The sequence below is a fragment of the Terrabacter ginsenosidimutans genome, assembly GCF_039539425.1.
Taxonomy (GTDB): Bacteria; Actinomycetota; Actinomycetes; order Actinomycetales; family Dermatophilaceae; genus Terrabacter; species Terrabacter ginsenosidimutans.
Window position 1 is genome coordinate 283,602 of record NZ_BAABDC010000004.1, and the last position, 24,472, is coordinate 308,073.

Below are 24,472 nucleotides of genomic sequence, written 5' to 3' on the forward strand. Positions count from 1 at the left end.
CGTCAGCGGCCGGTCTGGTCGTCGTCGCGCCCGCGGAGGTAGCGCTCGAACTCGCGCGCGATGGCGTCACCACTGGCCTCGGGGAGCTCGGCAGTGTCCTGCGCCTCCTCGAGGGACTGGACGTACTCGGCGACCTCCTCGTCGGACTGAGCCAGCTCGTCCACGCCCCGCTCCCAGGCCCGAGCGTTCTCCTCGAGCTCGCCGTGCGGGACGGTGATGCCGAGCAGCGACTCGATGCGGCGCAGCAGGCTCAGCGTCGCCTTCGGGGACGGCGCCGCGCCGGCGTAGTGCGGCACGGCGGCCCACGCCGAGACCGTCGGGATGCCGGAGTCGGAGGCGGCGTGGCTCAGCACGCCGACGATGCCCGTCGGTCCTTCGTAGCGTGACGCCTCGACGTCGAAGCGGTGGATCGCCGCCTCGTCCTCGGCGGTCGCGGTGACCGGGATCGGGCGGGTGTGCGGCACGTCCGCGAGGAGCGCCCCGACCGTGACGATCGTCGTGACGCCGAAGCGCTCGGCGAGCTCGAGCAGCTCGATCGAGAAGGCACGCCACCGCATCGACGGCTCGATGCCCTGCACGAGCACGACGTCGCGGTCGAGGCCGGTCTCCGTGGCGACGAGGATGCGAGTCGTGGGCCAGGTCAGGGTGCGTCGTCCGTCCTCGAGCGAGACACGCGGACGGTTCACCTGGAAGTCGTAGTACTCCTCGGGGTCCAGGGCCGCGACGACCTCGGCGTCCCAGACCTCGGCCAGGTGACGCACCGCGCTGGTGGCGGCCTCGCCCGCGTCGTTCCAGCCCTCGAAGGCCGCGATGAGCACCGGGTCGGTCAGCTCCGGCACGTCCTCGAACTCCAGCACCATGTCTCCTTCACCGTGGTCGCGGTCGCGTCCACCCCTTCAGCCTAGGACCTGCCGGAGCCGATGCGCCGGAGTCCCGAAGGGCGCGTCCGTGCGCGCCCGTGCTCCTCCGGGCCCGTTCGGGCGCGGCAGGACGAGTCCGGGAAGGTCTGGGCGCGGGCCAGGGCGCACGGAGCCGGCCCGACGGGGTACGACGGCGTATGCCGGGTGGCGTCGTCTCGTGCCCGGAGTGCGGGCGCCGGCGCGGTCGTCACGACAGGGTCCGTAGACTCGGACCGGTCCGTTCACCCGGCACGAGACCCGTGCCGCCGAGAGGAGCCACGTTGTCCCAGTCGCAGCAGCGACCCGACGCCACCGAGAGCCTGACCGCCACGCTCGGTCGGCGCATCATGATCCTCGACGGCGCCATGGGCACGGCCATCCAGCGCGACCGGCCCGACGAGGCCGGCTACCGGGGCGAGCGCTTCGCCGACTGGCCGAGCGACGTGCAGGGCAACAACGACCTGCTCACGCTGACCGCACCCGAGATCATCGCCGGCATCCACCGCGAGTACCTCGAGGCCGGCGCCGACATCATCGAGACCAACACCTTCAACGCCAACGCGATCTCGCTGTCGGACTACGGCATGGAGGAGCTCGCCTACGAGCTCAACCTCGAGGCGGCCGCGCTGGCCCGGCGAGAGGCCGACGCGATGACGGCCCGCACGCCCGACCGGCCTCGCTACGTCGCCGGGGCACTCGGGCCGACGACGCGTACGGCCTCGATCTCACCGGACGTCAACGACCCCGGCGCGCGCAACGTCTCCTACGACCAGCTCGTCGCCGCCTACCTCGAGGCGGCGCGGGGGCTCGTCGACGGCGGCAGCGACCTCATCTTCATCGAGACGATCTTCGACACGCTCAACGCCAAGGCTGCGATCTTCGCCGTCGAGACCCTCTTCGAGGAGCAGGGTCGGCGCTGGCCGGTCGTCGTGTCCGGCACCATCACCGACGCCTCCGGTCGCACGCTCTCCGGTCAGGTGACCGAGGCGTTCTGGGACTCGGTGCGGCACGTCTCCCCGCTCGCGGTCGGCCTCAACTGTGCCCTGGGAGCCAAGGAGATGCGGCCCTACATCGCCGAGATGGCCCGTCTGGCGGACTCGTTCGTGTCCTGCTACCCCAACGCCGGTCTGCCCAACGCCTTCGGTGAGTACGACGAGGCGCCCGACGAGACGGCCGGCATCGTCGGCGAGTTCGCCGAGGCAGGCCTCGTCAACCTCGTCGGAGGCTGCTGCGGCACGACCCCCGAGCACATCGCAGCCATCGCGAAGGCCGTCGACGGCAAGCCCGTCCGCGAGCTGGCGGCGATCGCCCCCGCGATGCGGCTCTCCGGGCTCGAGCCGTTCACCATCACCGACGACAGCCTCTTCGTCAACGTCGGTGAGCGCACCAACATCACGGGCTCGGCCCGGTTCCGCACGCTCATCAAGGACGGCGACTTCGACGCCGCCCTGTCGGTGGCGGCGCAGCAGGTCGAGAGCGGCGCGCAGGTCATCGACGTCAACATGGACGAGGGGATGATCGACGGCGTCGCGGCCATGGACCGCTTCCTCAAGCTCGTGGCCAGCGAGCCCGACATCAGCCGTGTCCCGGTCATGGTCGACTCCTCCAAGTGGGAGGTCATCGAGGCGGGCCTCAAGTGCGTGCAGGGCAAGGCGATCGTCAACTCGATCTCCCTCAAGGAGGGCGAGGAGCCGTTCCTGCGCCAGGCCCGGCTCGTGCGCAAGTACGGCGCTGCCGCCGTCGTCATGGCCTTCGACGAGGACGGCCAGGCCGACTCGCTCGAGCGCCGCAAGCAGATCTGCTCGAGGGCCTACCGCCTGCTCACCGAGGAGGTCGGCTTCCCCGCCGAGGACATCATCTTCGACCCCAACGTCTTCGCCGTGGCCACCGGCATCGAGGAGCACGCGTCCTACGGCCTCGACTTCATCGAGGCCACACGCTGGATCAAGCAGAACCTCCCGGGCGCGAAGGTGTCCGGTGGCATCTCCAACGTGTCGTTCAGCTTCCGCGGCAACAACCCCGTGCGAGAGGCCATCCACGCCGTCTTCCTCTACCACGCCATCTCGGCCGGCCTCGACATGGGTATCGTCAACGCCGGCGCGCTGGCCGTCTACGACGAGGTCGACGCCGACCTGCGGGAGCGCATCGAGGACGTCGTCCTCAACCGCCGACCCGACGCGGCCGAGCGGCTGCTCGAGATCGCCGAGGAGTACAACAAGGTCGGCCAGGCTGCCGAGGTGACCGAGGAGGAGTGGCGCGCCCTGCCCATCGGTGAGCGCATCACCCACTCGCTCGTCAAGGGGATCGACGCCCATGTCGAGGCCGACACCGAGCTGCTCCGGGCCGAGATCGCCGAGCGAGGGGGGCGCCCCATCGAGGTCATCGAAGGTCCCCTCATGGACGGCATGAACGTCGTCGGCGACCTCTTCGGCGCGGGGAAGATGTTCCTCCCGCAGGTGGTCAAGAGCGCCCGTGTCATGAAGAAGGCCGTCGCCTACCTCATCCCGTTCATCGAGGAGGAGAAGGCGAACAACCCCGAGCTGGCCACGGCCAAGGACACCAACGGCACCATCGTCATGGCCACGGTCAAGGGCGACGTCCACGACATCGGCAAGAACATCGTCGGCGTGGTCCTCCAGTGCAACAACTACGAGGTCATCGACCTCGGTGTCATGGTGCCCGCCCAGAAGATCCTCGATGCCGCCAAGGAGCACGACGCCGACATCATCGGGCTCTCGGGGCTCATCACCCCCTCGCTCGACGAGATGGTCGGCTTCGCCGCCGAGATGCAGCGCCAGGGGCTCACCATCCCGCTGCTCATCGGTGGCGCGACGACCTCGCGGGCCCACACGGCCGTCAAGGTCGACCAGCGCTACGACGGCCCCGTCGTCTGGGTCAAGGACGCCTCGCGGTCGGTCCCGACCGCCGCTGCGCTGCTCAGCGACGAGCTGCGGCCCAAGCTGATGGCCAAGGTCAAGGAGGACTACGACTCGCTGCGGGCGCGGCACGCGGGCAAGGCGGACCGGCCACTGCTCGCTCTCGACGAGGCCCGGGAGCGGCGCACGCCGATCGACTGGTCCGGCTACCGACCGCCGCACCCGCACCTGCTGCTGCAGCAGGACCACGACGTCTCGTCGATCACCCGGTCGCACCGGATCTCCCAGCACGTCAAGGTGTTTCACCAGTACTCACTCGGGGAGCTGCGTCGCTACATCGACTGGCAGCCGTTCTTCAACGCGTGGGAGATGAAGGGCAGCTTCCCTGACATCCTCAACAACCCGGCGAGCGGTCAGGCGGCCCGGAAGCTCTACGACGACGCGCAGGCCATGCTCGACCGCATCGTCGAGGAGCGGTGGCTGACGGCGAACGGCGTCATCGGGTTCTTCCCGGCGAACTCGGTCGGTGACGACGTGGAGGTCTACCTCGACGACGCCCGCACGGAGCCGCTGACGGTCCTGCACCACCTTCGCCAGCAGGGGGAGCACCGGGCAGGCGTTCCCAACCGCTCGCTCGCCGACTACGTCGCCCCCAAGGGGACCAAGGACTGGGTCGGCGGCTTCGCCGTGACGGCCGGTCTCGGTGCCGGGGAGCGGGTCGCCGCGTTCCGGGCCGACCTCGACGACTACAACGCGATCCTGCTCGAGTCGCTCGCCGACCGCCTGGCTGAGGCCTTCGCCGAGCGCATGCACGAGCGGGTCCGCAAGGAGTTCTGGGGCTACGCGCCCGACGAGCACCTCGACAACGTGGCGCTGATCAAGGAGCAGTACGCCGGCATCCGCCCCGCCCCGGGCTACCCGGCGTGTCCCGAGCACACCGAGAAGGACACGCTCTGGCGCCTGCTCGACGTGGAGGCCAACACCGGCATCACGCTCACCGAGAGCATGGCGATGTCGCCCGGCGCCTCGGTCAGCGGCTGGTATCTCTCGCACCCGCAGTCCCAGTACTTCGTCGTCGGCCGACTCGGCCGCGACCAGGTCCAGGACTACGCCGACCGCAAGGGCTGGACGCTCGCCGAGGCAGAGCGCTGGCTCTCCTCGAACCTCGCCTACGACCCGGAGGACTGACCCGGTGACCCTCTCGCACACGAGCCAGGCCGACGAGGTCGTGGTCCCGACCCTGCCCGCGGCCGTCCTGTGGGACATGGACGGGACGCTCGTCGACACCGAGCCCTACTGGATCCAGGCCGAGCACGAGCTCGTCGCGGCCCACGGGGGCGAGTGGAACGACGAGTTCGCCCACCAGCTCGTCGGCAACGCCCTCGAGGTCTCGGCCCAGCTGATCATCGACAAGTCCGGCATCTCGCTCACGGTGCCCGAGATCGTCGACGCCCTTCTCGAGCGCGTCATCGCCCAGGTGGAGCGCCGGGTGCCGTGGCGTCCCGGAGCCCGCGAGCTGCTGCTCGAGCTGGGCTCCCTCGGCGTGCCGTCACTGCTCGTGACGATGTCCTGGCGCTCGCTCGCGGACATGGTCGTGCAGCGCCTTCCCGAGGGGGCCTTCGACCACCTCGTCACAGGCGACGAGGTGAGCCACGGCAAGCCGCACCCGGAGCCCTACCTCGCGGCCGCGCGACTCGTCGGGGTCGACCCCGCCGACTGCATCGCCATCGAGGACTCCCCGGCGGGCGTGCGCTCTGCGACCGCCGCCGGCGTGCCGACCATCGCGATCCCGCACGTGGTGCCCGTGCCGCCGATCGCCGGTGCGGTCCACATCGACACGCTCGCGGGCGTCGCCGCGGCCGACCTCACGACGATCGTGTCGAGCGTGCGGTCTCCTCGCTGAGGCGAGCCAGAGTGAGCAGCTGACGCCGCATCATCACGAGGTCGCCCCAGGCGAGTGCCGTGGCTCGGCCCCGAGCCACGGTCGACTCCGCGCGGGGGAGGGCGATGTCGCCGCGCAGGGTCGTCCGCGAGGTCGCTTCGCCCGGAAGGGCCACGGCCTGGTAGACGAGCGGCAGCCGCCCGAAGAGGCTTGTGCCGACCGGCTCGGTGATCTCGAGCGCGACCATCTCGTCGGGAACCCAGTCGACGAGCGTGAAGATCGTGGCGAAGCGCTGTCCCACCTCGAGGGAGTCCAGCCCGGGTGTCAGGGAGCGCGGGCTGCGCCGACCGAGGTTGTCGACGAGGTCGTAGCTGTAGGGCGCCACCCGCAGCTGACACAGCCACCGGAAGACGACGGACGGGGCGGCCTGCACGGTCACCGCCCGGCTCACGACCGGACCGTCGTGGCCGGCGAGGCGCTGCGGCACGCGAGATTCACCGAACTCGCCCCAGCGCCAGGGAAGCTCGCCCCACTGCGCCGCCCTCGTCCTCGTCCTCGTCCTCGAAAGGTCGATGATCAACGGCCCTTGCGTCGAGGGCCACGCCCGCGCGGCGCGCCCTTGCGTCCCGTCGCCTGGCCACGTCGAGCAGTGGCGCGCTGCGCTGGACTCGACGTCCGGGGGCCCCGGGCCTGCTCTGCCGGCTTCTTGACGGTCGACGACGACTCCGAGCCCGAGGCGCCGCGAGTGCTGCGCTCCGTCCGCCCGCGCACGATGCCGATGAACTCCTCGATGCGGGGGTCCCCGTCGTCGACCCGCCAGGCGAGGCCGATCCGCGACGGTGCGACGTCGGTGACCGGTCGGTGCACGACATCCTTGCGGTGGTGCAGGCGCGCGACCGACAGGGGCACGACGACGATGCCGGAGCCCGTCGCCACGACGGAGATGGCCTGCTTCGTCGTCATCGGCGGCATCGCCGTGGACCGCTCCAGCGCCTCGGGTCCGGCCACGGCTGCCCACTCGGGCACGGTGGAGGGATCCTGCATGAGCACGTCCTCCGCGAGATCGGCGACCGCGACCTCGTCGACGGCCGCGACGACGTGCTCCTTGGCCACCACGACGACCGGGACCTCCTCGTACAGGGGGATCACGTGCAGACCCTCGCGCTCGACCGGCAACCTCAGCAGGACCATCGACGACGTCCCGTCCCTGAGGTGGGTCAGAGCCTCGGCGTCCTCGACCGGCACGGCCGTCAGGGGGGACTCCGGGAGGCGCTGGGCCCACACCCGCAGCCACTTGTCGGGCGTCACGCCGGGCACGAACTCGACGCGGAAAGGTTCCGTCATGGTGGGCCTTCGCCGTCGGGACAGGTCGGTCCGAGGCTAGTCCACCGGCCAAGCTGCTGCCCGACCGGCCGATCGCCACGGACGTCGTCCGGCCGGTCACCGCGTCAGCGGTAGCCGGCGCCCAGACTCGTGCGTCGCCGGGGTCGTCGGACGCCCTAGGCTTGGCCCATGCCCACGCCGAAGCCGCAGACCATGAAGCCCCAGACGGCCGCGAAGAAGCTCGGCGTCCTGCTGTCCGAGACTCCGGCCGAGTTCCAGGACGGCGTCGTCAGCCGCACCGAGCTCAACGCCCTCCAGGCCGAGCCACCGGAGTGGCTCAGCACGCTGCGACGCAACGGTCCGCACACGCGCCAGGAGACCGCCCGACGACTTGGCATCTCCAACTCGGGCCTAGCCCGTGGTGGCATCGGGGAGCACCTGACGACCGACCAGATCAAGGCCGTCCTGGAGGAGATGCCGGCGTGGCTCGTCGCCGAGCGCGACATCTATGCGCAGGTCCGTGCCGAGGAGGCGCGCGTCAAGGCGCGTGATGCCGAGCGCGCCTGACCCGTAAAGGGCTCGCGCCGCCGTCTGACGGGCGATCACACTCGGTGTCGTGGACATCGAGGTCGACGTCACCGGTGGGACCGTCCGAGGCGGCAGCGAGGGGGAGCTCGCCGTGTTCCGAGGCATCCCGTTCGCAGCCCCTCCGGTGCCCTTCGAGGCCCCACAGCCGGTCCGTCCCTGGGTCGGGGTGCGGGACGCCACGGCGTTCGGTCCGCCGCCGCCGCAGTCCGGGTCCTTCGGCATGGACGCCCTGGGCGACGACGGCGACGACTGGTTGACGCTCAACGTGTGGTCGCCCGACCTCACCGGCCGCGCGCCGGTCATGGTGTGGATCCAGGGCGGCGCCTACATGTTCGGCATGTCGGGTCTGCCGGAGTACGACGGCAGCACACTCGCCCGTGCCGGCGTCGTCGTCGTGACCTTCAACTACAGGGTGGGCCTCGAGGGCTTCGGTCACGTCGAGGGGAGGCCCGCCAACCGCGGCCTGCTCGACCAGGTCGCGGCGCTCGAGTGGGTTCAGGGCAACATCGCCGTCCTCGGCGGTGATCCCGACCGGGTCACCGTCTTCGGCCAGTCCGCGGGCGGCGGGTCGGTGGCGGCTCTCCTGGCGATGCCTCGCGCGGCGGGGTTGTTCCGACGGGCGATCGCGCAGAGCGTCGCCGGGACGTACTTCACCCCGGCGCTCGCGGCCGACATCGCGCGAGCGTGCGCTGCCGAGCTGGGCATCGAGGTCGCCGAGCTGCCCTCCGTGGACCCTCGCCGGCTGCCGTCGGTCGGTGACGCGGTCTCGGCGAGGATGGGGCAGTTCGCCGGTCGCTGGGGCCGGGCTGCGCACGCGCACATCCCGTTCGCGCCGGTCGTCGACGGCGACGTCCTGCCGGCGACACCGTGGCAGGGGCTGACCGGCCAGGTCGAGCTCCTGGTCGGGCACACCCGTCACGAGCAGCGTCTGCTCACCGCGCTCAGCGGCATGCTCGGCGAGATCACCGAGGACCAGGCCGCCCTGGCCGCCGAGGTCTTCGGCCCGGATCCGGTGCAGTACCGGGAGGCGTTCCGGGACCCCGAGGAGCTGTACGACGTGGTGCGGTCGGACTGGCTCTTCCGGATGCCGTCGTTGAAGCTCGCAGAAGCACAGCTCGAGGCCGGCGGGCGGGCGCACCTCTACGAGCTGACCTGGCCGGCCCCCGGCATGGGTGGCGTCCTCGGTGCCTGCCACGGGCTCGACGTGCCGCTCGTCTTCGGCAACCTCGCCGCTGGACAGCCGGCCATGCTGATCGGCGAGCCGGGTCCGGAGGCCGAGGAGCTCTCGAGGCAGATGCGTGGCGCATGGACGGCGTTCGCCACGGACGGGGATCCCGGCTGGCCGGGCTTCGACACCGGCGCGACACGGCTGTTCGACCGCGTGCCCGCGGTCACGGCCTACCCCGAGGAGGTCTCCCGCCGGATCTGGACCCACGCGCCGGAGTCGCTGGACCTGTCCGGTCCGCACACCTGAAGCGTCACCGGTGCTGGGCTGTCCACGCCCCGGTCGTCGCGGCGTCCGCGATGAGGTCGGCCACCTCGGTGTGGTTCTCGCGGATCAGCCCGGTCGTGACGCGGACGTGGCCGGAGGGACCCGACGGGTGCTCGACGGAGAAGGGTGACCCCGGCGTCACGGCGATCCCCTGGCTCGCCAGTCTGAGCACGGCGGCCGCCTCGTCGCGTACCGGGACCCAGACGTTGAGTCCATCGGTGCCGGGCACCTCGATGCCGTGGGTGGCGAGCCTGTCGACGACGAGCGCGCGCCGGCGAGCGTACTCGGCCCGCGCCGAAGCCGTGTGGCGCACACAGTCCCCGTCGCGCAGGAGCGCGGCGAGGACCCGTTGCAGGAGCCGGCTGGTCCAGCCCTGGCCGATGGCCCGCGCATGACGGACGGGGGCGAGCAGGGCGGCCGGCCCACTGAGCGCCGCGATCCGCAGGTCCGGTCCGTGGGACTTGCTGAAGCTGCGGATGTGGAGCACCTGGTCCGGGATCCACGCTCCCAGACTGATCGGCGCCGACGTCGAGATCGGGCCGCTCGAGTCGTCCTCGACGACGATGCAGTCGTGACCGCGCAGCAGGCGAGCCAAGCGGCGCGCGCGAGTGGGTGACATCGACACCCCGGTCGGGTTCTGGCCGCGAGGCTGGAGGACGACCGCGGCGGGACGACCCGGCAGGAGCGCCTCGACGCGGTCGAGGTCGAGTCCCGTCTCGTCGAGTGGCACTCCCACGACGTCGACGCCACGGTCCTCGAGCAGGTCGAGCAGGGGTGGAAAGCCGGGGTTCTCGACGAGGACGAGGTCGCCCGGGCGCAGCAGGACCCGCGAGATGAGGTCGAGGGCGTCCATGGCGCCGTCCACGACGAGGAGCTCCTCGGCGGCATACGGCCAGTCCTCTGCCAGCTGGGCACGCAGCTGGTCGAGCACGGGGTCGTCGAGGTAGCTGCTCGGGGTCGCGGGCTCGGTCAGACCCGCCAGGACCGGCACGAGCGGAGGCAGCAGGGTGCTGTCGGGAATGCCCGTCGACAGGTCGAGGCTGACGGGGGACTCGTGGCGCAGGGCTCGCGTGTAGCGCTCACCACCGCGAGCGGTCGGCGCCACCGTCGTCCCGCGTCGTCCGTCCGAGCGGATCGTGCCGGACCTCGCGAGCAGCTGCCAGGCCGCGCTCACCGTCGTCGGCGACATCATCAGCTCCGCGGCCACGCGGCGGATCGGCGGCAGGTGGTCACCGGGCCGCAGGGCCTCGTCGCGGATCGCCCGCGAGACGGCCTGCGCGAGGCCCTTCGCGGTCGGGGCGTCGAGACGTTCCTCGAGGGAGGAGATGACGGCGCGCATCTTCGTAACATAGCAATCCATGCTTTGTGTGGGGTAGTGGTGGCACGTAGCGTGGACGTCATGACGACCCAGCCTGTGACGACCATCGACCACTGGATCTCCGGGGCCCGCGTGCCCGGCGCCTCCGGTCGCACCGCTCCGGTGCACGACCCCGCGACCGGACGTCGCACCGGGGTGGTGCCGCTCGCGTCGTCCTCGGAGGTGGACGCCGCGGTCAAGACCGCGTCGGCAGCGGCCCGAGACTGGCGGACGAGCTCGTTGTCGAAGCGCGCAGCGGTCCTCTTCGCGTTCCGGGAGCTGCTCCACACCCGCACCGACGAGCTCGCCGCGATCGTCACGGCCGAGCACGGCAAGGTCCTCTCGGACGCTGTCGGCGAGATCGCCCGCGGCCTGGAGAACGTCGAGTTCGCGACCGGCGTGCCGCAGCTGCTCAAGGGCGGCTTCTCGGAGCAGGCGGCGAGCGGTGTCGACGTCTACAGCATCCGTCAGCCGCTCGGCGTCGTCGCCGGCATCACGCCGTTCAACTTCCCGGTCATGGTCCCGCTGTGGATGTGCGCCAACGCCATCGCGTGCGGCAATGCCTTCGTGCTCAAGCCGAGCGAGAAGGACCCGTCGGCCTCCCTCTTCCTGGCCGAGCTCTGGAAGGAGGCAGGCCTGCCGGACGGCGTCTTCACCGTCGTGCACGGCGACAAGGAGGCCGTCGACGCGCTGCTGGACCATGACGAGATCGCCGCCGTCAGCTTCGTCGGCTCGACGCCGATCGCGAAGTACATCTACGAGCGCGGTACCGCCAACGGCAAGCGTGTCCAGGCCCTCGGAGGCGCCAAGAACCACGCGCTCGTGCTGCCCGACGCCGACATCGACATGGCCGCGGACGCCATCGTCTCGGCCGCCTACGGCGCGGCCGGCGAGCGCTGCATGGCGCTCTCGGTCGCGGTCGCGGTCGGCGGCGTCGGCGACGACCTCGTCTCGGCCATCTCCGCTCGGCTGCCGAAGCTCACGGTCGGCCCGGGCGCCGACGCAGGCACCGACATGGGCCCGCTCATCACGCGGGAGCACCGGGACAAGGTGGCCGGCTACGTCGCCGCGGGCGCCGAGGCCGGGGCGACCGTCGTCGTGGACGGCCGCGACCAGGACGTCCCGCAGGACGGCTTCTTCCTCGGCATGACCCTCCTCGACGACGTCACGCCCGACATGACCGTCTACCGCGACGAGATCTTCGGCCCGGTGCTCTCGGTCGTCCGGGTCGACAGCTACGACGAGGGCCTGGCCCTGATCAACCGCAACCAGTACGCCAACGGGACCGCGATCTTCACCCGCGACGGCGGCGCCGCCCGCCGCTTCCAGAACGAGGTCGAGGTCGGCATGGTCGGCATCAACGTGCCGATCCCCGTGCCGGTCGCCTACTACTCCTTCGGCGGGTGGAAGGACTCGCTCTTCGGCGACACCCACATGTACGGCCCGGAGGGGATCAGCTTCTACACGCGCGGCAAGGTCGTGACGCAGCGGTGGCCCGACCCCGCCACCTCGAGCGTCGACCTCGGCTTCCCGCGCACCCGCTGAGAAAGGACGCTCCCAGTGACCGACATCGACCACCGCACCGTCGTCGCCGCCCACCTCGAGGCCATGGACGAGGAGCAGGTTCGCGCACTCGACCGTGACCACGTCTTCCACTCGTGGTCCGCCCAGGGGCTCATCGACCCCTTGCCCATCGCACGGGCGCAGGGCTCGTACTTCTGGGACTACTCCGGAACGCGCTACCTCGACTTCAGCAGCCAGCTCGTCAACGTCAACATCGGCTACAACCACCCCAAGGTCGTCGCTGCCATCCAGGAGCAGGCGGCCCGGCTGGCGACCATCTCGCCCGCCTTCGCCAACGACGCCCGCAGCGAGGCCGCCCGGCTCATCACGGAGGTCGCCCCCGACGGACTCTCGGCGGTCTTCTTCACCAACGGCGGCGCCGAGGCCAACGAGAACGCGATCCGCATGGCGCGCCTGCACACGGGCCGGCACAAGGTGCTCGCGACGTACCGGAGCTACCACGGCGCCACGGCCGGCGCGATCACCCTGACCGGCGACCCACGCCGGTGGCCGTCGGAGCCGGGCGTCGCCGGCATCGTCCACTTCTGGGGTCCCTACACCTACCGCTCCGCCTTCCACTCCGAGAGCGAGGAGCAGGAGCGCGACCGGGCCCTGCAGCACCTGCGCGACACGATCATGGTCGAGGGGGCCCACACCATCGCCGCCATCATCCTCGAGACGGTGGTCGGCACGAACGGCATCCTCGTCCCACCGGACGGCTACCTCCAGGGCGTTCGCGACCTGTGCGACGAGCACGGCATCATGCTCATCGCCGACGAGGTGATGGCCGGCTTCGGTCGCTGCGGCGAGTGGTTCGCCGTCGACCGCTGGGGCATCCGCCCCGACCTCATCACCTTCGCCAAGGGCGTCAACTCCGGCTACGTGCCGCTCGGTGGCGTCGTCATCTCCGACGAGATCCGGGCGACCTTCGACCAGCGTGCCTTCCCCGGAGGGTTGACCTACTCGGGCCACCCGCTCGCGTGCGCCTCCGCGGTCGCCTCGATCAACGCCTTCCGTGAGGAGGGGATCATCGAGAACGCCCGGATGCTCGGCACCGACGTCATCGGCCCGCGCCTGCGCGAGATCGCGGCCCGGCACCCGAGCGTCGGGGACGTCCGCGGTCTCGGGGTCTTCTGGGCCGTCGAGCTCGTCCGCGACCGCGACACCCGAGAGCCGCTCGTGCCCTACAACGCGGCGGGGGAGTCGGCCCGGCCGATGGTGGCCTTCGCCGCAGCCTGCAAGCAGCGAGGGCTGTGGCCGTTCACGCACTTCAACCGCACGCACGTCGTCCCGCCGTGCACGACGACGCCGGCGGAGGTCCTGGAGGGGCTCGCGATCCTCGACGAGGCCCTCGACGTGGCCGACGAGCACACCGCCTGAGCACCCGCTGCGCCCGCCGAGGACGTATGCCGCGGCATACGTCCTCGGTCGGGGGGCGTCGTCAGTCCTCGACCTCGACGTCGCCGGTGACGGCGGGGTCGACGGCGCGTTCGGCCGCGTCGACCGGAAGGGGCGGGGGAGTGCCGCCCCAGGCGGGACAGAGGGCCCGGTGGTCGCACCAGTCGCAGAGCCGGCTCGGGCTGGGCCGCCAGTCGCCCGTCGTCGCTGCACGCTCGATGGCCTGCCACAGGGCCTTGACCTTGCGCTCGGTGCCGAGGAGGTCCTGCTCGTCCGGCTCGTAGGCGACGATCTCGCTGTTGCCGAGGTAGACCAGCTGTAGCCGCTTGGGCATGACGCCGCGCTGGCGCCACAGGACGAGCGCGTAGAACTTCATCTGGAAGAGGGCCTTGGCCTCGAAGTGCTCGGACGGCGAACGGCCCGTCTTGTAATCGACGACACGCATCGCACCACCGGGCGCCACGTCCAGCCGGTCCACGTAGCCACGCAGGACGAGCCCGTCGATCTCGGTCTCGACGTAGAGCTCGCGCTCGGCCGGCTCGAGGCGCGTCGGGTCCTCGAGGCCGAACCACGTCTGGAGAAGCGTCGCCGCGCCGGCGAACCACTCGTCGGTGCGTCCGTCGTGCTCGGCGAGCAGGTCGAGCATCGCGGGCTCCTCGTCGGCCAGACGCTCCCACTCCTGCGGCACGAGACCCACGGCGGCCTCGATGGTGCGCTCGGCCGCGGGCAGGTCGAAGAGCCGCTCCAGGACCGCGTGCACCAGGGTGCCGCGGGCCGTCGCCTGCGTCGGCGGCGACGGGAGCTTGTCGATGACCCGGAACCGGTAGAGCATCGGGCACGACATGAAGTCCGAGGCTCGGCTCGGGGACAGCGCTGCAACCATGGGGCCGACTGTATGCGGCACGGGCGACACTGCCGGTCCCGGCACGGCCGGACCCACAGCCGGCGGACGTGGCCTGCACAGGATGACCCGCCACCCAAGGCATATGGTCGTGTCCATGAGCACTCCCGCGCGCCCGTCCGCGGCCTACGGGTGGCGGATCGGCAGCCTCGCCGGGACGCCGATCTACCTCGGTCGGTCCTGGCCCGTCATCGCCGTGCTCATCGTCGTCGTCTTCGGACCCAACCTGGCGCGACCCGACCGGGGCGGCTCCTACGGCTACCTGCTCGCGGCGGGCTACGCCGTGCTGCTGCTCGTCTCGGTGCTCGTGCACGAGGCGGCCCACGCCCTGGCCGCGCGCTGGCGCGGTCATCCGGTCAGCAGGATCGTCGCGGACGTCTGGGGCGGCCACACCGTCTACGACGCCACCCACAGCTCGCCGACGAGCACCGCCCTCGTCGCCGTCGTCGGACCGCTCTCCAACCTCGTGCTCGCCGGAGTGGTCTGGGGCATCCGTGCTCTGACGACGAACGAGACGGCTCTGACGCTGCTCGGCATCGTGGCCTTCGCCAACCTCCTGGTCGGCCTCTTCAACCTCCTGCCGGGACTTCCGCTCGACGGGGGCCAGATCGTCAGCGCTCTCGTGTGGCGGGCCACGGGCAGCAAGGGTCGGGGTCTCGTCGCGGCGGGCTGGCTCGGCCGCGTGGTCGCGGTGCTGACGGTCGCGTGGTTCGCGCTGCGCCCTCTCGCCGAGGGTCGGCCACCCGACCTCTTCGACCTCGTCTGGCCGGTGGCGATCGCCTTCTTCCTGTGGCAGGGCGCGACCGGCGCGGTGCGCGCCGGTCACATCCACGAGGCGACCGCGGGCCTGGCGACCGACGTCCTCGAGCCCCTGACGCTCGTCGCGGGCACGGCGACCGTCGCGCAGGTCGAGGCGGCGTTGACCGCTGGGGCCTGGGTGGCCGCTGCCGACCCCGGTGGGTGGCCTCTGGGCGTCGTGGACGCGGCCTCCGCCGCCGCGGTGCCGGCCGGGAGTCGCGACCGCACCGCCGTCGCGTCCATCACCGTGGCCCAGCCGGCCGCCTGGGTGATCCCCCTGCCCGGCGACGCGGTGCTGACCGAGCTCATCAGCGTCATGAGCGAGCGGGAGCTCTCGCTCGCGGTCGTCGTCGACGAGGGGACCCGGGACATCCGGGGGTTGGCCAGAGCCGAGCGGATCAACGCCGTCGTCGGGGCCGAGCTGTCCCGCCGCGGGCGCCGCTGAGCCGCACCCGAACCAGGGCTGCACCGCTGACGTGTGCGGTCTGGCGTGGCCGCCTGACGTGGTTCACGCGTCAGGCGCCGTGTCCACATCCCCCTGGCGGGCTCGGTCCCTGTCCACAGGGTGGGGGCGCCGGTCCTCGCGGTGGCCGGCCACCCGCCACGGTGGTGGTTCGGGGCCCGACACGCGGGCCGGAGGGAGCATCATGGTGACGAGCCGGACCACGACGAGCACCAGACCAGAGGGGGCCGGCGGCAACGGCAGGGCCGGCGCCGTCGCGGGGCGCAACGAGGTTGCCCTGAGGGGTCGCCTCGCAGCCGAGGCCGAGGAGCGCGAGCTGCCGAGCGGGGACCACATCGCCGTCCTGCGGCTCGTCGTCCCTCGCCAACCCCCGACCGGCCGGCGCCGCGCCGTCGTCGACGGACCCAGGCGAGCGACCGTCGACACCATCGACGTCGTGTGCTGGACGGCCGCGACCCGCCGTGCGGCGATGCGGTTGCGGGTCGACGACCTCGTGGAGGTCGAGGGTGCCCTGCGCCGCCGGTTCTTCGGGGGACCGGCCGGGCGCCAGAGCCGCTACGAGGTCGAGGCTGCGGCGCTGCGTCGGGTGTCCGGGGGAGGTGTTGGCGGCACCTAGACTGTGCTCCCATGACCGACGCCGAGCAGCCCGCCGCCGCGCCGTCCCACGTCCCGGGGGCGCACGACCGACGCGGCGTCTTCGAGGTGGGAGAGCGCATCCAGCTGACCGACCCTAAGGGACGCCTGCACACGATCACGCTGGAGCCCGGGCGCGAGTTCCACACGCATCGTGGCTTCCTGCGGCACGATGACCTCATCGGATCACCCGACGGCTCCGTCGTCACCAACACCGCCGGCGTCGAATACCTCGCGCTGCGGCCCCTGCTCAGCGACTACGTCATGTCGATGCCCCGAGGCGCCGCCGTCGTCTACCCCAAGGACTCCGGCCAGATCGTCCAGATGGCCGACATCTTCCCCGGCGCGACCGTCGTCGAGGCCGGCGTCGGCAGTGGCGCCCTGTCCATGTCGCTCCTGCGCGCCATCGGCGAGCGCGGCCGCCTCCTGTCGTTCGAGCGTCGGGAGGACTTCGCCGACATCGCCCGTGGAAACGGTCGCGCCTTCTTCGGCGGCGACCACCCGGCGTGGACCGTCACCGTGGGGGACCTCGTCGAGTCGCTGCCGACCGTCGCGCCGGCCGGCACCGTCGATCGCGTCGTGCTCGACATGCTCGCGCCCTGGGAGTGTCTGGAGGCCGTCTCCGAGGCACTCGTCCCCGGCGGCGTGCTCATCTGCTACGTCGCCACCACGACGCAGCTGAGCCGGGTCGCCGAGGGGATCCGCGCGCACGGCGGGTTCACCGAGCCGTCCGCGTGGGAGTCGCTCGTGCGCGGCTGGCACCTCGAGGGCCTGGCCGTGCGTCCCCAGCACCGCATGCACGGTCACACCGGCTTCCTCATCACGACGCGTCGCCTCGCCCCCGGCGTCGTCCCGCCTGAGCGCAAGCGCCGGCCGGCCAAGGGCGCGTACGGCGAGACGGCCGACACGGGCGTCGGCGACGACACCTCGGGTGCGGGCGCCCCCGGGGTCGCGGTGGGCACCGACGCAGGGGCGACGCTCGTGCCCGGATCGACCGCCTCGACCGACATCCCGGCCGACGCCTGGACGCCCGAGGCGCTCGGCGAACGGGTCAAGAGCGACAAGACGATCCGACGCGTCCGCCGATCACTGGCTGAAACGTCCGACGACAACGGCTGACCCGGGGTTAGGGTCGAATCGTCACTATGTGCGAGTGACGGATCGAGGAGGCCACGATGTCTGATGACGTCCGCAACCCAGACCCTCAGGGTGCCGCCGGCGCCGGAGTCCCTGGTGAAGTTCCGGCAGCCGGAGACCGAGAGCTCGCAGCTCTGCGCGCCGAGGTCGAGTCGCTGCGTGAGGTGGCTCGGCACTCGCCGCAGCGCACCCGCGAGCTCGAGGCGCGACTCGCCCACGTCCAGACGAGCCTGTCGACGCTCTCGTCCCAGAACGAGCGCCTCGTGCGCACGCTCAAGGACGCCCGCGAGCAGATCGTCACCCTGAAGAAGGAGGTCGACAGGCTGGCGCAGCCCCCCAGCACCTACGGCCTGGTGATCGACCCGCCGGACGACGGGGCGGTCGACATCATCACGGGTGGCCGCAAGATGCGGGTCGCGATCAGCCCGTCCGTGGACCAGCAGGACCTCGGGCTCGGTCGGGAGGTCATGCTGAACGAGGCGCTCAACGTCGTGTCGGTGCACGGCTACGAGCGCGTCGGCGAGGTCGTCACCGTCAAGGAGCGCATCGACCACGAGCGGGTGGTCGTCATCACCCACGGGGACGAGGAACGCGTCTGCCGCATCGCCACCCCCCTGCTCGGCGAGCACATCCGCGTCGGCGACTCCCTGACGCTCGACCCCCGGTCGAACTTCGTCCACGAGGTCATCCCCAAGCTCGAGGTCGAGGAGCTCGTCCTCGAGGAGGTCCCCGACGTCGACTACGAGGACATCGGTGGTCTCTCGGGCCAGATCGAGCAGATCCGCGACGCCGTCGAGCTGCCGTTCCTGCACCCCGAGCTCTACAAGGAGCACGCCCTCAAGCCGCCGAAGGGCGTGCTGCTCTACGGCCCTCCCGGCTGCGGCAAGACGCTCATCGCCAAGGCCGTCGCGGCGTCTCTCGCCCGTCAGGTCGCGGCGCGCACCGGGAAGGCGACGGAGAAGAGCTACTTCCTCAACATCAAGGGCCCCGAGCTGCTCAACAAGTACGTCGGCGAGACCGAGCGACACATCCGTCTCATCTTCCAGCGCGCACGCGAGAAGGCTTCCGACGGAACGCCGGTCGTCGTGTTCTTCGACGAGATGGACTCTCTGTTCCGCACCCGCGGTTCGGGGGTCTCGAGCGACGTCGAGACGACCATCGTGCCGCAGCTGCTCGCCGAGATCGACGGGGTCGAGCGACTCGACAACGTCATCGTCATCGGCGCCTCCAACCGCGAGGACATGATCGACCCCGCCATCCTGCGGCCGGGTCGGCTCGACGCCAAGATCAAGATCGAGCGGCCGGACGCCGAGAGCGCGCGCGACATCTTCAGCAAGTACCTCGTGGACACGCTGCCGCTCCACGAGCACGACCTCGCCGTCAACGGTGGTGACCGCGACGCCACGGTCGCGGCCATGATCACCGCCGCGGTCGAGCGGATGTACTCCGAGATGGAGGAGAACCGCTTCCTCGAGGTGACCTACCAGGGTGGCGACAAGGAGATCCTCTACTTCAAGGACTTCAACTCGGGCGCGATGATCCAGAACATCGTCGACCGGGCCAAGAAGCTGGCGATCAAGGACTTCCTGACCACCGGACAGAAGGGCATCCGCGTCGAGCACCTCCTCGCGAGCTGCGTCGACGAGTTCAAGGAGAACGAGGACCTGCCCAACACGACCAACCCCGACGACTGGGCGCGGATCAGCGGCAAGAAGGGCGAGCGGATCGTCTACATCCGCACGCTGCTCAAGGGCAAGGACGGCACCGAGCCGGGCCGGTCCATCGCCACGGCCAACACGGGCCAGTACCTCTGAGAGCCTACGTATGCCGTGTGGCCCGGGTCCCCGGGCCACACGGCGTCGTCGACGGACGAGGCTGACGGCTGCCGGAGCCGACGATCGACGAGGACGCGGCGGCCATACGTGGCCTCTCGACGGTTGGGGTGGAGGTCAGCCGCGGCGGGGCGCGCGGATCCGCCGGACGGCATACGCCCCCAACGCGCGCCAGCCGAGCAGGAACAGCGCGAGCACGACCGAGGCGACCATCACGAAGCTGGCGGCAGTCCCGGACCCCACCGCATGGCGTAGCAGCATGCCGACGAGGACCGTGGCGAACCATACGGTGACGCCCGGTGCGACCTCGAGCGGCCAGACGTGGCGCACGAGGCGGACGACGACCCAGCCGACGGCCGTCCCGACGAGGAAGGGCCACGCGGTGAGGAGGGCGCCGAGCACCGGACCGGACTCGTCGTGGCTCGCCCGCCCCACAGCCGCGAAGACGAGCACGAGCAGGACGTCGATCAGGAGCGCGACCACGGGGCGGCGCCACCAGACAGGTCGGTTCATGGGTGCGTGTCGAAGGGGAGCTTCGCCTGCGGCGGCGCGTGCATCGGGTCGACACCCTCGAAGAGCGAGCTGACCGAACGGCCGTGGTGGATGCGGCTGATCGCCTCGGCGAAGAGCGCCGAGACCGAACGGACCTTGAGCTCGGGCCAGCCCTGCGGCGCAGGGACCGTGTCGGTCGTGACGACCTCGGTGACGAACGGGTGGTCGCGCAGCCGCTCGACGGCCTTGCCCGCGAAGAGGCCGTGGGTGCAGACGATGGCTGCCTCGGTCGAGCCCGCGTCCTTGAGGCGGTCCATCAGCTCGAGCATCGACCCGCCCGTGGCGATCTCGTCGTCGAGGATGATCGCGCGTCGTCCCGAGACGTCGCCGACGATCGAGTCGATGACGACCCGGTCGTCGGACACCCGTTGCTTGGACCCGGCTGCGACCGGCAGGCCCAGGAGCCGGGCGAACTGGGTCGCGACCTTGGCGTTGCCGAGGTCGGGGCTGACGACGATCGAGTTCGCGAGGTCGTTGTCGCGGAAGTGGTCGGCGAGCACACCGATGGCGGTCAGGTGGTCGACGGGTGTCGAGAAGAAACCGTGCACCTGGGGGGCGTGCAGGGCCATCGTCAGGACCCGGTGGCATCCCGCCGTCGAGATCATGTCGGCCACGAGGCGGCCGCCGAGGGAGATGCGCGAGGCATCCTTCTTGTCGGAGCGGGCATAGGCGTAGTGCGGCATGACGGCGGTGATCTGTGCCGCGGAGGCGCCACGGGCCGCGTCGATCATGAGGAGCAGCTCCATGAGGTGCTCCTGCGTCGGCGGCACGAGCGGCTGCACGATGTAGACGTCGCGCTGACGACAGTTGGCGAGCAGCTGCGCCTGCAGACAGTCGTTGCTGAACCGTTTGATGTCGACGGGGGAGCGGGTCACCCCGAGGTGGGAGCAGATCCGGTCGGCCAGGGCGGGGTGCGCCGAGCCGCTGAACACGACGACGTCGTTCACTTCGAGACCATCCCTCACGAGACTCGCGTGCGTTCGCAGACTATCCGACCGATCCGGGTCGCGCGTGGCGGGCGACCCATTCGCCGAGCTCGACCCGGGCGGAGCCGCCGACACGAGTGGCGCCAGGGAAGCTCATGAAGCCGTGCGGGACGCGAGGGTAGTTGGTGTGTCGCACCTCGACGCCGGCCTCGCGCAGCGCCTCGGCATAGGCCGCGCCCTCGTCCCGCAGGGGGTCGAGGTCCGCCGTCTGCACGAGCGCCGGCGGCAAGCCGCCCAGGTCGGGTGCGTGCAACGGCGAGACCAGCGGGTCGAGCGGGTCGAGGGCGTGCTCGTCCGTGCCGAGGTAGTGCGCGAGGAACATGTCCATGTCGCGGCGGGTGAGGATCGGGGCGTGGGCGTGCTGCGCCACGGACGGCGAGCTCATCGTCGCGTCGACAGCCGGGTAGACGAGCGCCTGGTAGGCGATCTCGGCGCCGCCCTCGGCGCCCAGCACCTGGGCGGCCACGGCCGCGAGGTTGCCGCCTGCGGAGTCGCCTGCCAGGCCCAGGGCGGTGTGCCGGACGCCGGGGCCGGACGCGTCCGACGCAGCCCAGCGAGCGGCGTCGATGCAGTCGTGGGCCGCCTGCGGCGCCCGGTGCTCGGGAGCGAGGCGGTAGTCGACGTTGAGCACGGCCACGCCCGCGCGGTCGGCGATCCAGGCGCAGAGGGGGTCGTAGCCGCGCGTGTTGCCGAGGACCCACCCGCCACCGTGGAACCACAGCATCGCCGGCAGGGCCTCGCTTTCGGCGTGTCGGGGGCGGTAGGTGCGCACGGCGACCTCGTGGCCGTCGCGTGCGCGGAAGCTGGTGCTGCCGATCTCCACGCCGGCCGGGACCGACCCGGTGATCCAGGTGAATGGGACCCGCGCCGGAGCGAACCATGCTCTGCTGCGGGCGATCTCGTCCGCAGTCTGCATCCGTTCGGCGCTGCGCGACCGGCTCAGGGCTCGGGCGAGGAGCTTCGTGCGCAGGGGCATGTCCCACGAGTGGCTGACCGTCACCGCGTCAGTCTTGCACCGCGTGCCGCGCTTTCGCGCACCGGGCAGTCGACTCGGGCGGACACGCCATGCCGGCCCCAAGTCGGCCCCCCGTCGGCCCCCCGTCGGCCCCCCGTCGGCGACGCTGCGGTGATTCGGGCTCGGCCTCGGGCAGGATTGACCCATGCCCGGCGACTCGGAGAGGACGCGACCCCCCACGGAGGGGGCCGCTGACGGCCGTGCCGAGCAGCCGGACGACACCACGGGGGAGACCATGAACCAGACGGCGGAGGACACCCACGCCCGGCCCGACGGGACGGAGAACGGGCACGTGCCCGACCAGGACCTCGACGACACCCGCAGCTCGCGGCCACCGTCGGGGATCGAAGGCGTCGAGGTCGTCGAGCCGCCGATCCCCGAGAGGGTTCGCCGCCCCGCTGACGGCGTCCGGCTGGCCGCCGCGGTCGTGCTGCTCGTCCTCGGGCTGGTCATCGCCGATCTCGCCGCCGGCACCAGGGGCGCGGTCGAGCAGGACCTCACCGACGCCACGAGCGGCCTGCCCCGGCTGCTGCTGACCCTCCTCGGCTGGATGAGCGGCATCGGGGTGCTGCTCCTGCCCATCGGCGTCGGTGCCGACCTGCTGGTCCGTCGTCGCCCCATGCAGCTGATCCAGGCCCTCGGCGCCGCCGTCGTTGCCGGGGTCCTCGTCATCGTCCTGGCGGTCCTCGTCCAGTCGGGCAACGGCGGGTTCATCACCAGCATCCTGACCCGACCGACGGCAACGGGGCACACCGGTCCGCTCGACATCGTCCTCGTCTCGATGCTCGCGCTGCTCACGGTCGCGGACATCTCGGGCCGCAAGTGGGTCTCGCCCATCGCGACCACGGTGATCATCGCGACCCTCGTCACCACGTTGCTGTCCGGCGCCATGACGCTCGCGGCCCTCGCGTGCTCCCTCCTCATCGGTTGGCTCGTCGGTCTCGCGTTCCGGCTCGTCTTCGGGGTCACCTCCACGCGACCCCCGGGCACCGAGGTGGCCGCCGTCCTCGTCTCCGGCGGCCTCCCGCTGACCCGGCTGGAGCTCATCGACGCCAACGACGCCGGCGACCGCCGCTACCTCGGGGAGACGACCCACGGCCCATTGGACGTCCACGTCATCGACCGCGACACCTTCGGGCTCGCGTCGGGTCGCCGCCTGCTGCGGGTGCTTCGCCTGCGCAGCGGCTTCACCCGGCCCCCGGCCCTGACGCTGCGCTCCGAGGTCGAGCACCGCACCCTCATGGGCCTCGCCCTGCGGGACGCCGGCATCCGTGCCCCCAAACCCGTCGCCGTGTCCGAGGTGGGACCGTTCTCGGCCGTCATCGCCTACGACGAGCCCCGGGGCACGCCGCTCAGCGAGCTCGAGGGCGAGCTCGACGACGCGCAGCTCGCGGCCGTGTGGCGCCTCGCCGGCACGCTGCACCGTCGACGGCTCGTCCATCGCCAGCTCGGTCCCTCGACGATCCTGCTCGACGACCGCGGCGGGGTCGCGCTCTCCAGGCTCGGCAGCGGCGACGTCGCCGCCGACGACATCAGCCTGCGCATCGACCTGGCACAGCTGCTGACCACGGTGGCGCTCTCCGTCGGACCCGAACGCACCGTGGAGTCCGCTGTCGCCGTCCTGGGCGAGGACGCCGTGCTGCGGGCCGTGCCCGTGCTGCAGCCCGTCGCCCTCAACCCCGACGCCCGGGTCGCGCTCAAGGCGTCCAAGTCGGTGATGGGGGAGCTGCGGGAGCGGCTCGTGGCCCTGCGACCCCAGGCCGAGGCCGAGGCCGTGGAACCGGTCCAGCTGAGGCGCATCTCGCTCAAGGCCGTGGCCACCCTCGTCATGGGTGGCATCGCGGGCTACGTCGTGCTGAGCCAGCTGGCCCAGGTGAACCTCAGCCAGGTGATCAGCACCGCCGACTGGCGCTGGGCCCTGATCCTCCTCGGCTTCGCGGCGCTCACCTTCGCCGGGGCCTCGATCGCCCTCGCCGGCGCCGTGCAGATCCCCCTCCGCTTCGTCCGGACGTACATGACGCAGCTCGCGGTCGCCTTCAGCGGGCTCGTCGCGCCGGCGGCCGTCGGCAACATCGCGCTCAACACCCGCTACCTCCAGACCTCGGGTCTCACCCCCACGATCGCGGGGGCGAGCGTCGGTGTCGCCCAGGTGGCCCAGTTCTGCTCCTACTTCGTGCTCCTCGTCATCTCGGGTGTGCTGGCCGGTACCGGGCCCGCCGTGTCGTTCAGCCCGTCCCCGGTGCTCGTCGCGACGATCCTCGCCGTCCTCACCGCGATGCTGGGGCTGCTCGCCGTCCCGCGGGTGCGGGCGCTCATCACCGACCGCGTGCTGCCCCAGATCAAGTCCGCGGTGCCTCAGGTCCTCGCCGTCCTGCAGCACCCGAAGAAGCTGAGCCAGCTCCTCGGTGGGGCGCTGCTGCTCGACATGTCGTTCGTCGCGGCCCTCGTGTGCGCCACACGGGCGTTCGGCTCGGACGCCCCGGTGGCCGCGGTCGCGGTCGTCTACTTCGCCGGGGCCATCATCGGGTCGGCGGTGCCGACTCCCGGCGGCCTCGGCGGGATCGAGGCGGCGATGTCGGCGGGCCTCATCGCCATCGGGGTCGACAGCGGGACCGCCGTCTCGTCGGTGCTGCTCTACCGCCTGGCCACCTACTGGCTGCCCATCCCCTTCGGCTGGTTCTCCCTCAACCGGCTGCAGAAGGTGGGGGCCATCTAGCCCCAGCGGGACGGCATACGCCATCTCCCGGTGACGGACTGCCCGCGGCGCTCGCGATCCG

19 protein-coding genes are annotated in these 24,472 nt (G+C 71.5%); 11 read left to right on the top strand and 8 right to left on the bottom strand.

Features of this window, described 5'->3' with window-relative positions:
• Positions 1-2: 2 nt before the first annotated feature.
• Complete coding sequence (locus tag ABD831_RS14125) at positions 3-857, bottom strand: PAC2 family protein (RefSeq protein WP_344948241.1); 855 nt, start codon at positions 855-857, stop codon at positions 3-5.
• A 323-nt stretch (positions 858-1,180) separates the two neighbouring features.
• Between ABD831_RS14125 and metH the strand changes: the two genes are divergently transcribed.
• Together metH and ABD831_RS14135 are read left to right on the top strand one after the other, a co-directional pair.
• Complete coding sequence (metH, locus tag ABD831_RS14130) at positions 1,181-4,963, top strand: methionine synthase (RefSeq protein ID WP_425582827.1); 3,783 nt, start codon at positions 1,181-1,183, stop codon at positions 4,961-4,963.
• Between the two features lie 4 nt (positions 4,964-4,967).
• Positions 4,968-5,678, top strand: a complete 711-nt coding sequence (locus ABD831_RS14135; RefSeq protein WP_344947662.1) for an HAD family hydrolase — start codon at positions 4,968-4,970, stop codon at positions 5,676-5,678.
• Here the strand turns inward: ABD831_RS14135 and ABD831_RS14140 are convergent.
• Positions 5,641-6,144, bottom strand: a complete 504-nt coding sequence (locus tag ABD831_RS14140; RefSeq protein ID WP_344947665.1) for an SRPBCC family protein — start codon at positions 6,142-6,144, stop codon at positions 5,641-5,643. The genes ABD831_RS14135 and ABD831_RS14140 overlap by 38 nt on opposite strands.
• 89 nt (positions 6,145-6,233) lie before the next feature.
• Entirely contained in the window at positions 6,234-7,001 is a 768-nt protein-coding gene (locus tag ABD831_RS14145; RefSeq protein ID WP_344947668.1) for a LysR substrate-binding domain-containing protein, read from the bottom strand.
• Between the two features lie 168 nt (positions 7,002-7,169).
• On the opposite strand from ABD831_RS14145, the gene ABD831_RS14150 reads away from it, so the two are divergent.
• Entirely contained in the window at positions 7,170-7,547 is a 378-nt protein-coding gene (locus ABD831_RS14150) for a DUF5997 family protein (RefSeq protein ID WP_344947672.1), read from the top strand.
• A 49-nt stretch (positions 7,548-7,596) separates the two neighbouring features.
• Positions 7,597-9,042, top strand: a complete 1,446-nt coding sequence (locus tag ABD831_RS14155) for a carboxylesterase/lipase family protein (RefSeq protein WP_344947675.1) — start codon at positions 7,597-7,599, stop codon at positions 9,040-9,042.
• Positions 9,043-9,046: 4 nt separating this feature from the next.
• Here ABD831_RS14155 and ABD831_RS14160 read toward each other — a convergent pair whose 3' ends face one another.
• Complete coding sequence (locus ABD831_RS14160) at positions 9,047-10,399, bottom strand: aminotransferase-like domain-containing protein (protein ID WP_344947678.1); 1,353 nt, start codon at positions 10,397-10,399, stop codon at positions 9,047-9,049.
• A 60-nt stretch (positions 10,400-10,459) separates the two neighbouring features.
• On the opposite strand from ABD831_RS14160, the gene ABD831_RS14165 reads away from it, so the two are divergent.
• A complete protein-coding gene (locus ABD831_RS14165; protein WP_344947681.1) occupies positions 10,460-11,962 on the top strand; it encodes a CoA-acylating methylmalonate-semialdehyde dehydrogenase in 1,503 nt (500 codons plus the stop codon).
• 63 nt (positions 11,963-12,025) lie between these two features.
• Positions 12,026-13,360: an aspartate aminotransferase family protein gene (locus tag ABD831_RS14170; protein ID WP_344948248.1), complete on the top strand. Its 1,335-nt coding sequence runs from the start codon at positions 12,026-12,028 to the stop codon at positions 13,358-13,360.
• 61 nt (positions 13,361-13,421) lie between these two features.
• Here ABD831_RS14170 and ABD831_RS14175 read toward each other — a convergent pair whose 3' ends face one another.
• A complete protein-coding gene (locus ABD831_RS14175; protein ID WP_344947684.1) occupies positions 13,422-14,261 on the bottom strand; it encodes a RecB family exonuclease in 840 nt (279 codons plus the stop codon).
• A gap of 115 nt (positions 14,262-14,376) precedes the next feature.
• On the opposite strand from ABD831_RS14175, the gene ABD831_RS14180 reads away from it, so the two are divergent.
• From ABD831_RS14180 to arc, 4 genes are all read left to right on the top strand, one after another.
• On the top strand, positions 14,377-15,522 hold the full coding sequence (locus ABD831_RS14180) for a site-2 protease family protein (protein WP_344947687.1): 1,146 nt from the start codon (positions 14,377-14,379) through the stop codon (positions 15,520-15,522).
• Positions 15,523-15,724: 202 nt separating this feature from the next.
• Positions 15,725-16,156 carry a single-stranded DNA-binding protein gene (locus tag ABD831_RS14185; protein ID WP_344947691.1) on the top strand — a complete coding sequence of 144 codons (432 nt, stop codon included), beginning with the start codon at positions 15,725-15,727 and terminating at the stop codon, positions 16,154-16,156.
• Between the two features lie 11 nt (positions 16,157-16,167).
• Positions 16,168-17,292, top strand: coding sequence for a tRNA (adenine-N1)-methyltransferase (locus tag ABD831_RS14190; RefSeq protein ID WP_344947694.1), 1,125 nt, complete (start codon positions 16,168-16,170; stop codon positions 17,290-17,292).
• Positions 17,293-17,348: 56 nt separating this feature from the next.
• Positions 17,349-19,124: a proteasome ATPase gene (gene arc, locus ABD831_RS14195; RefSeq protein ID WP_344947697.1), complete on the top strand. Its 1,776-nt coding sequence runs from the start codon at positions 17,349-17,351 to the stop codon at positions 19,122-19,124.
• A gap of 135 nt (positions 19,125-19,259) precedes the next feature.
• Here arc and ABD831_RS14200 read toward each other — a convergent pair whose 3' ends face one another.
• Genes ABD831_RS14200 through ABD831_RS14210 form a run of 3 tightly spaced genes read right to left on the bottom strand, consistent with a single transcriptional unit; the run spans position 19,260 to position 21,680 of the window.
• The gene (locus ABD831_RS14200; RefSeq protein WP_344947700.1) at positions 19,260-19,655 is read right to left on the bottom strand and encodes a DUF3054 domain-containing protein; all 396 of its coding nucleotides are present in this window, start codon (positions 19,653-19,655) and stop codon (positions 19,260-19,262) included.
• Complete coding sequence (locus ABD831_RS14205) at positions 19,652-20,641, bottom strand: ribose-phosphate diphosphokinase (protein WP_142177957.1); 990 nt, start codon at positions 20,639-20,641, stop codon at positions 19,652-19,654. Before ABD831_RS14205 ends, ABD831_RS14200 begins: the two co-directional genes overlap by 4 nt.
• A 40-nt stretch (positions 20,642-20,681) precedes the next feature.
• Positions 20,682-21,680, bottom strand: coding sequence for an alpha/beta hydrolase (locus ABD831_RS14210; protein ID WP_344947705.1), 999 nt, complete (start codon positions 21,678-21,680; stop codon positions 20,682-20,684).
• A gap of 160 nt (positions 21,681-21,840) precedes the next feature.
• On the opposite strand from ABD831_RS14210, the gene ABD831_RS14215 reads away from it, so the two are divergent.
• Complete coding sequence (locus ABD831_RS14215; protein WP_344947708.1) at positions 21,841-24,411, top strand: lysylphosphatidylglycerol synthase domain-containing protein; 2,571 nt, start codon at positions 21,841-21,843, stop codon at positions 24,409-24,411.
• Positions 24,412-24,472 lie beyond the last annotated feature (61 nt).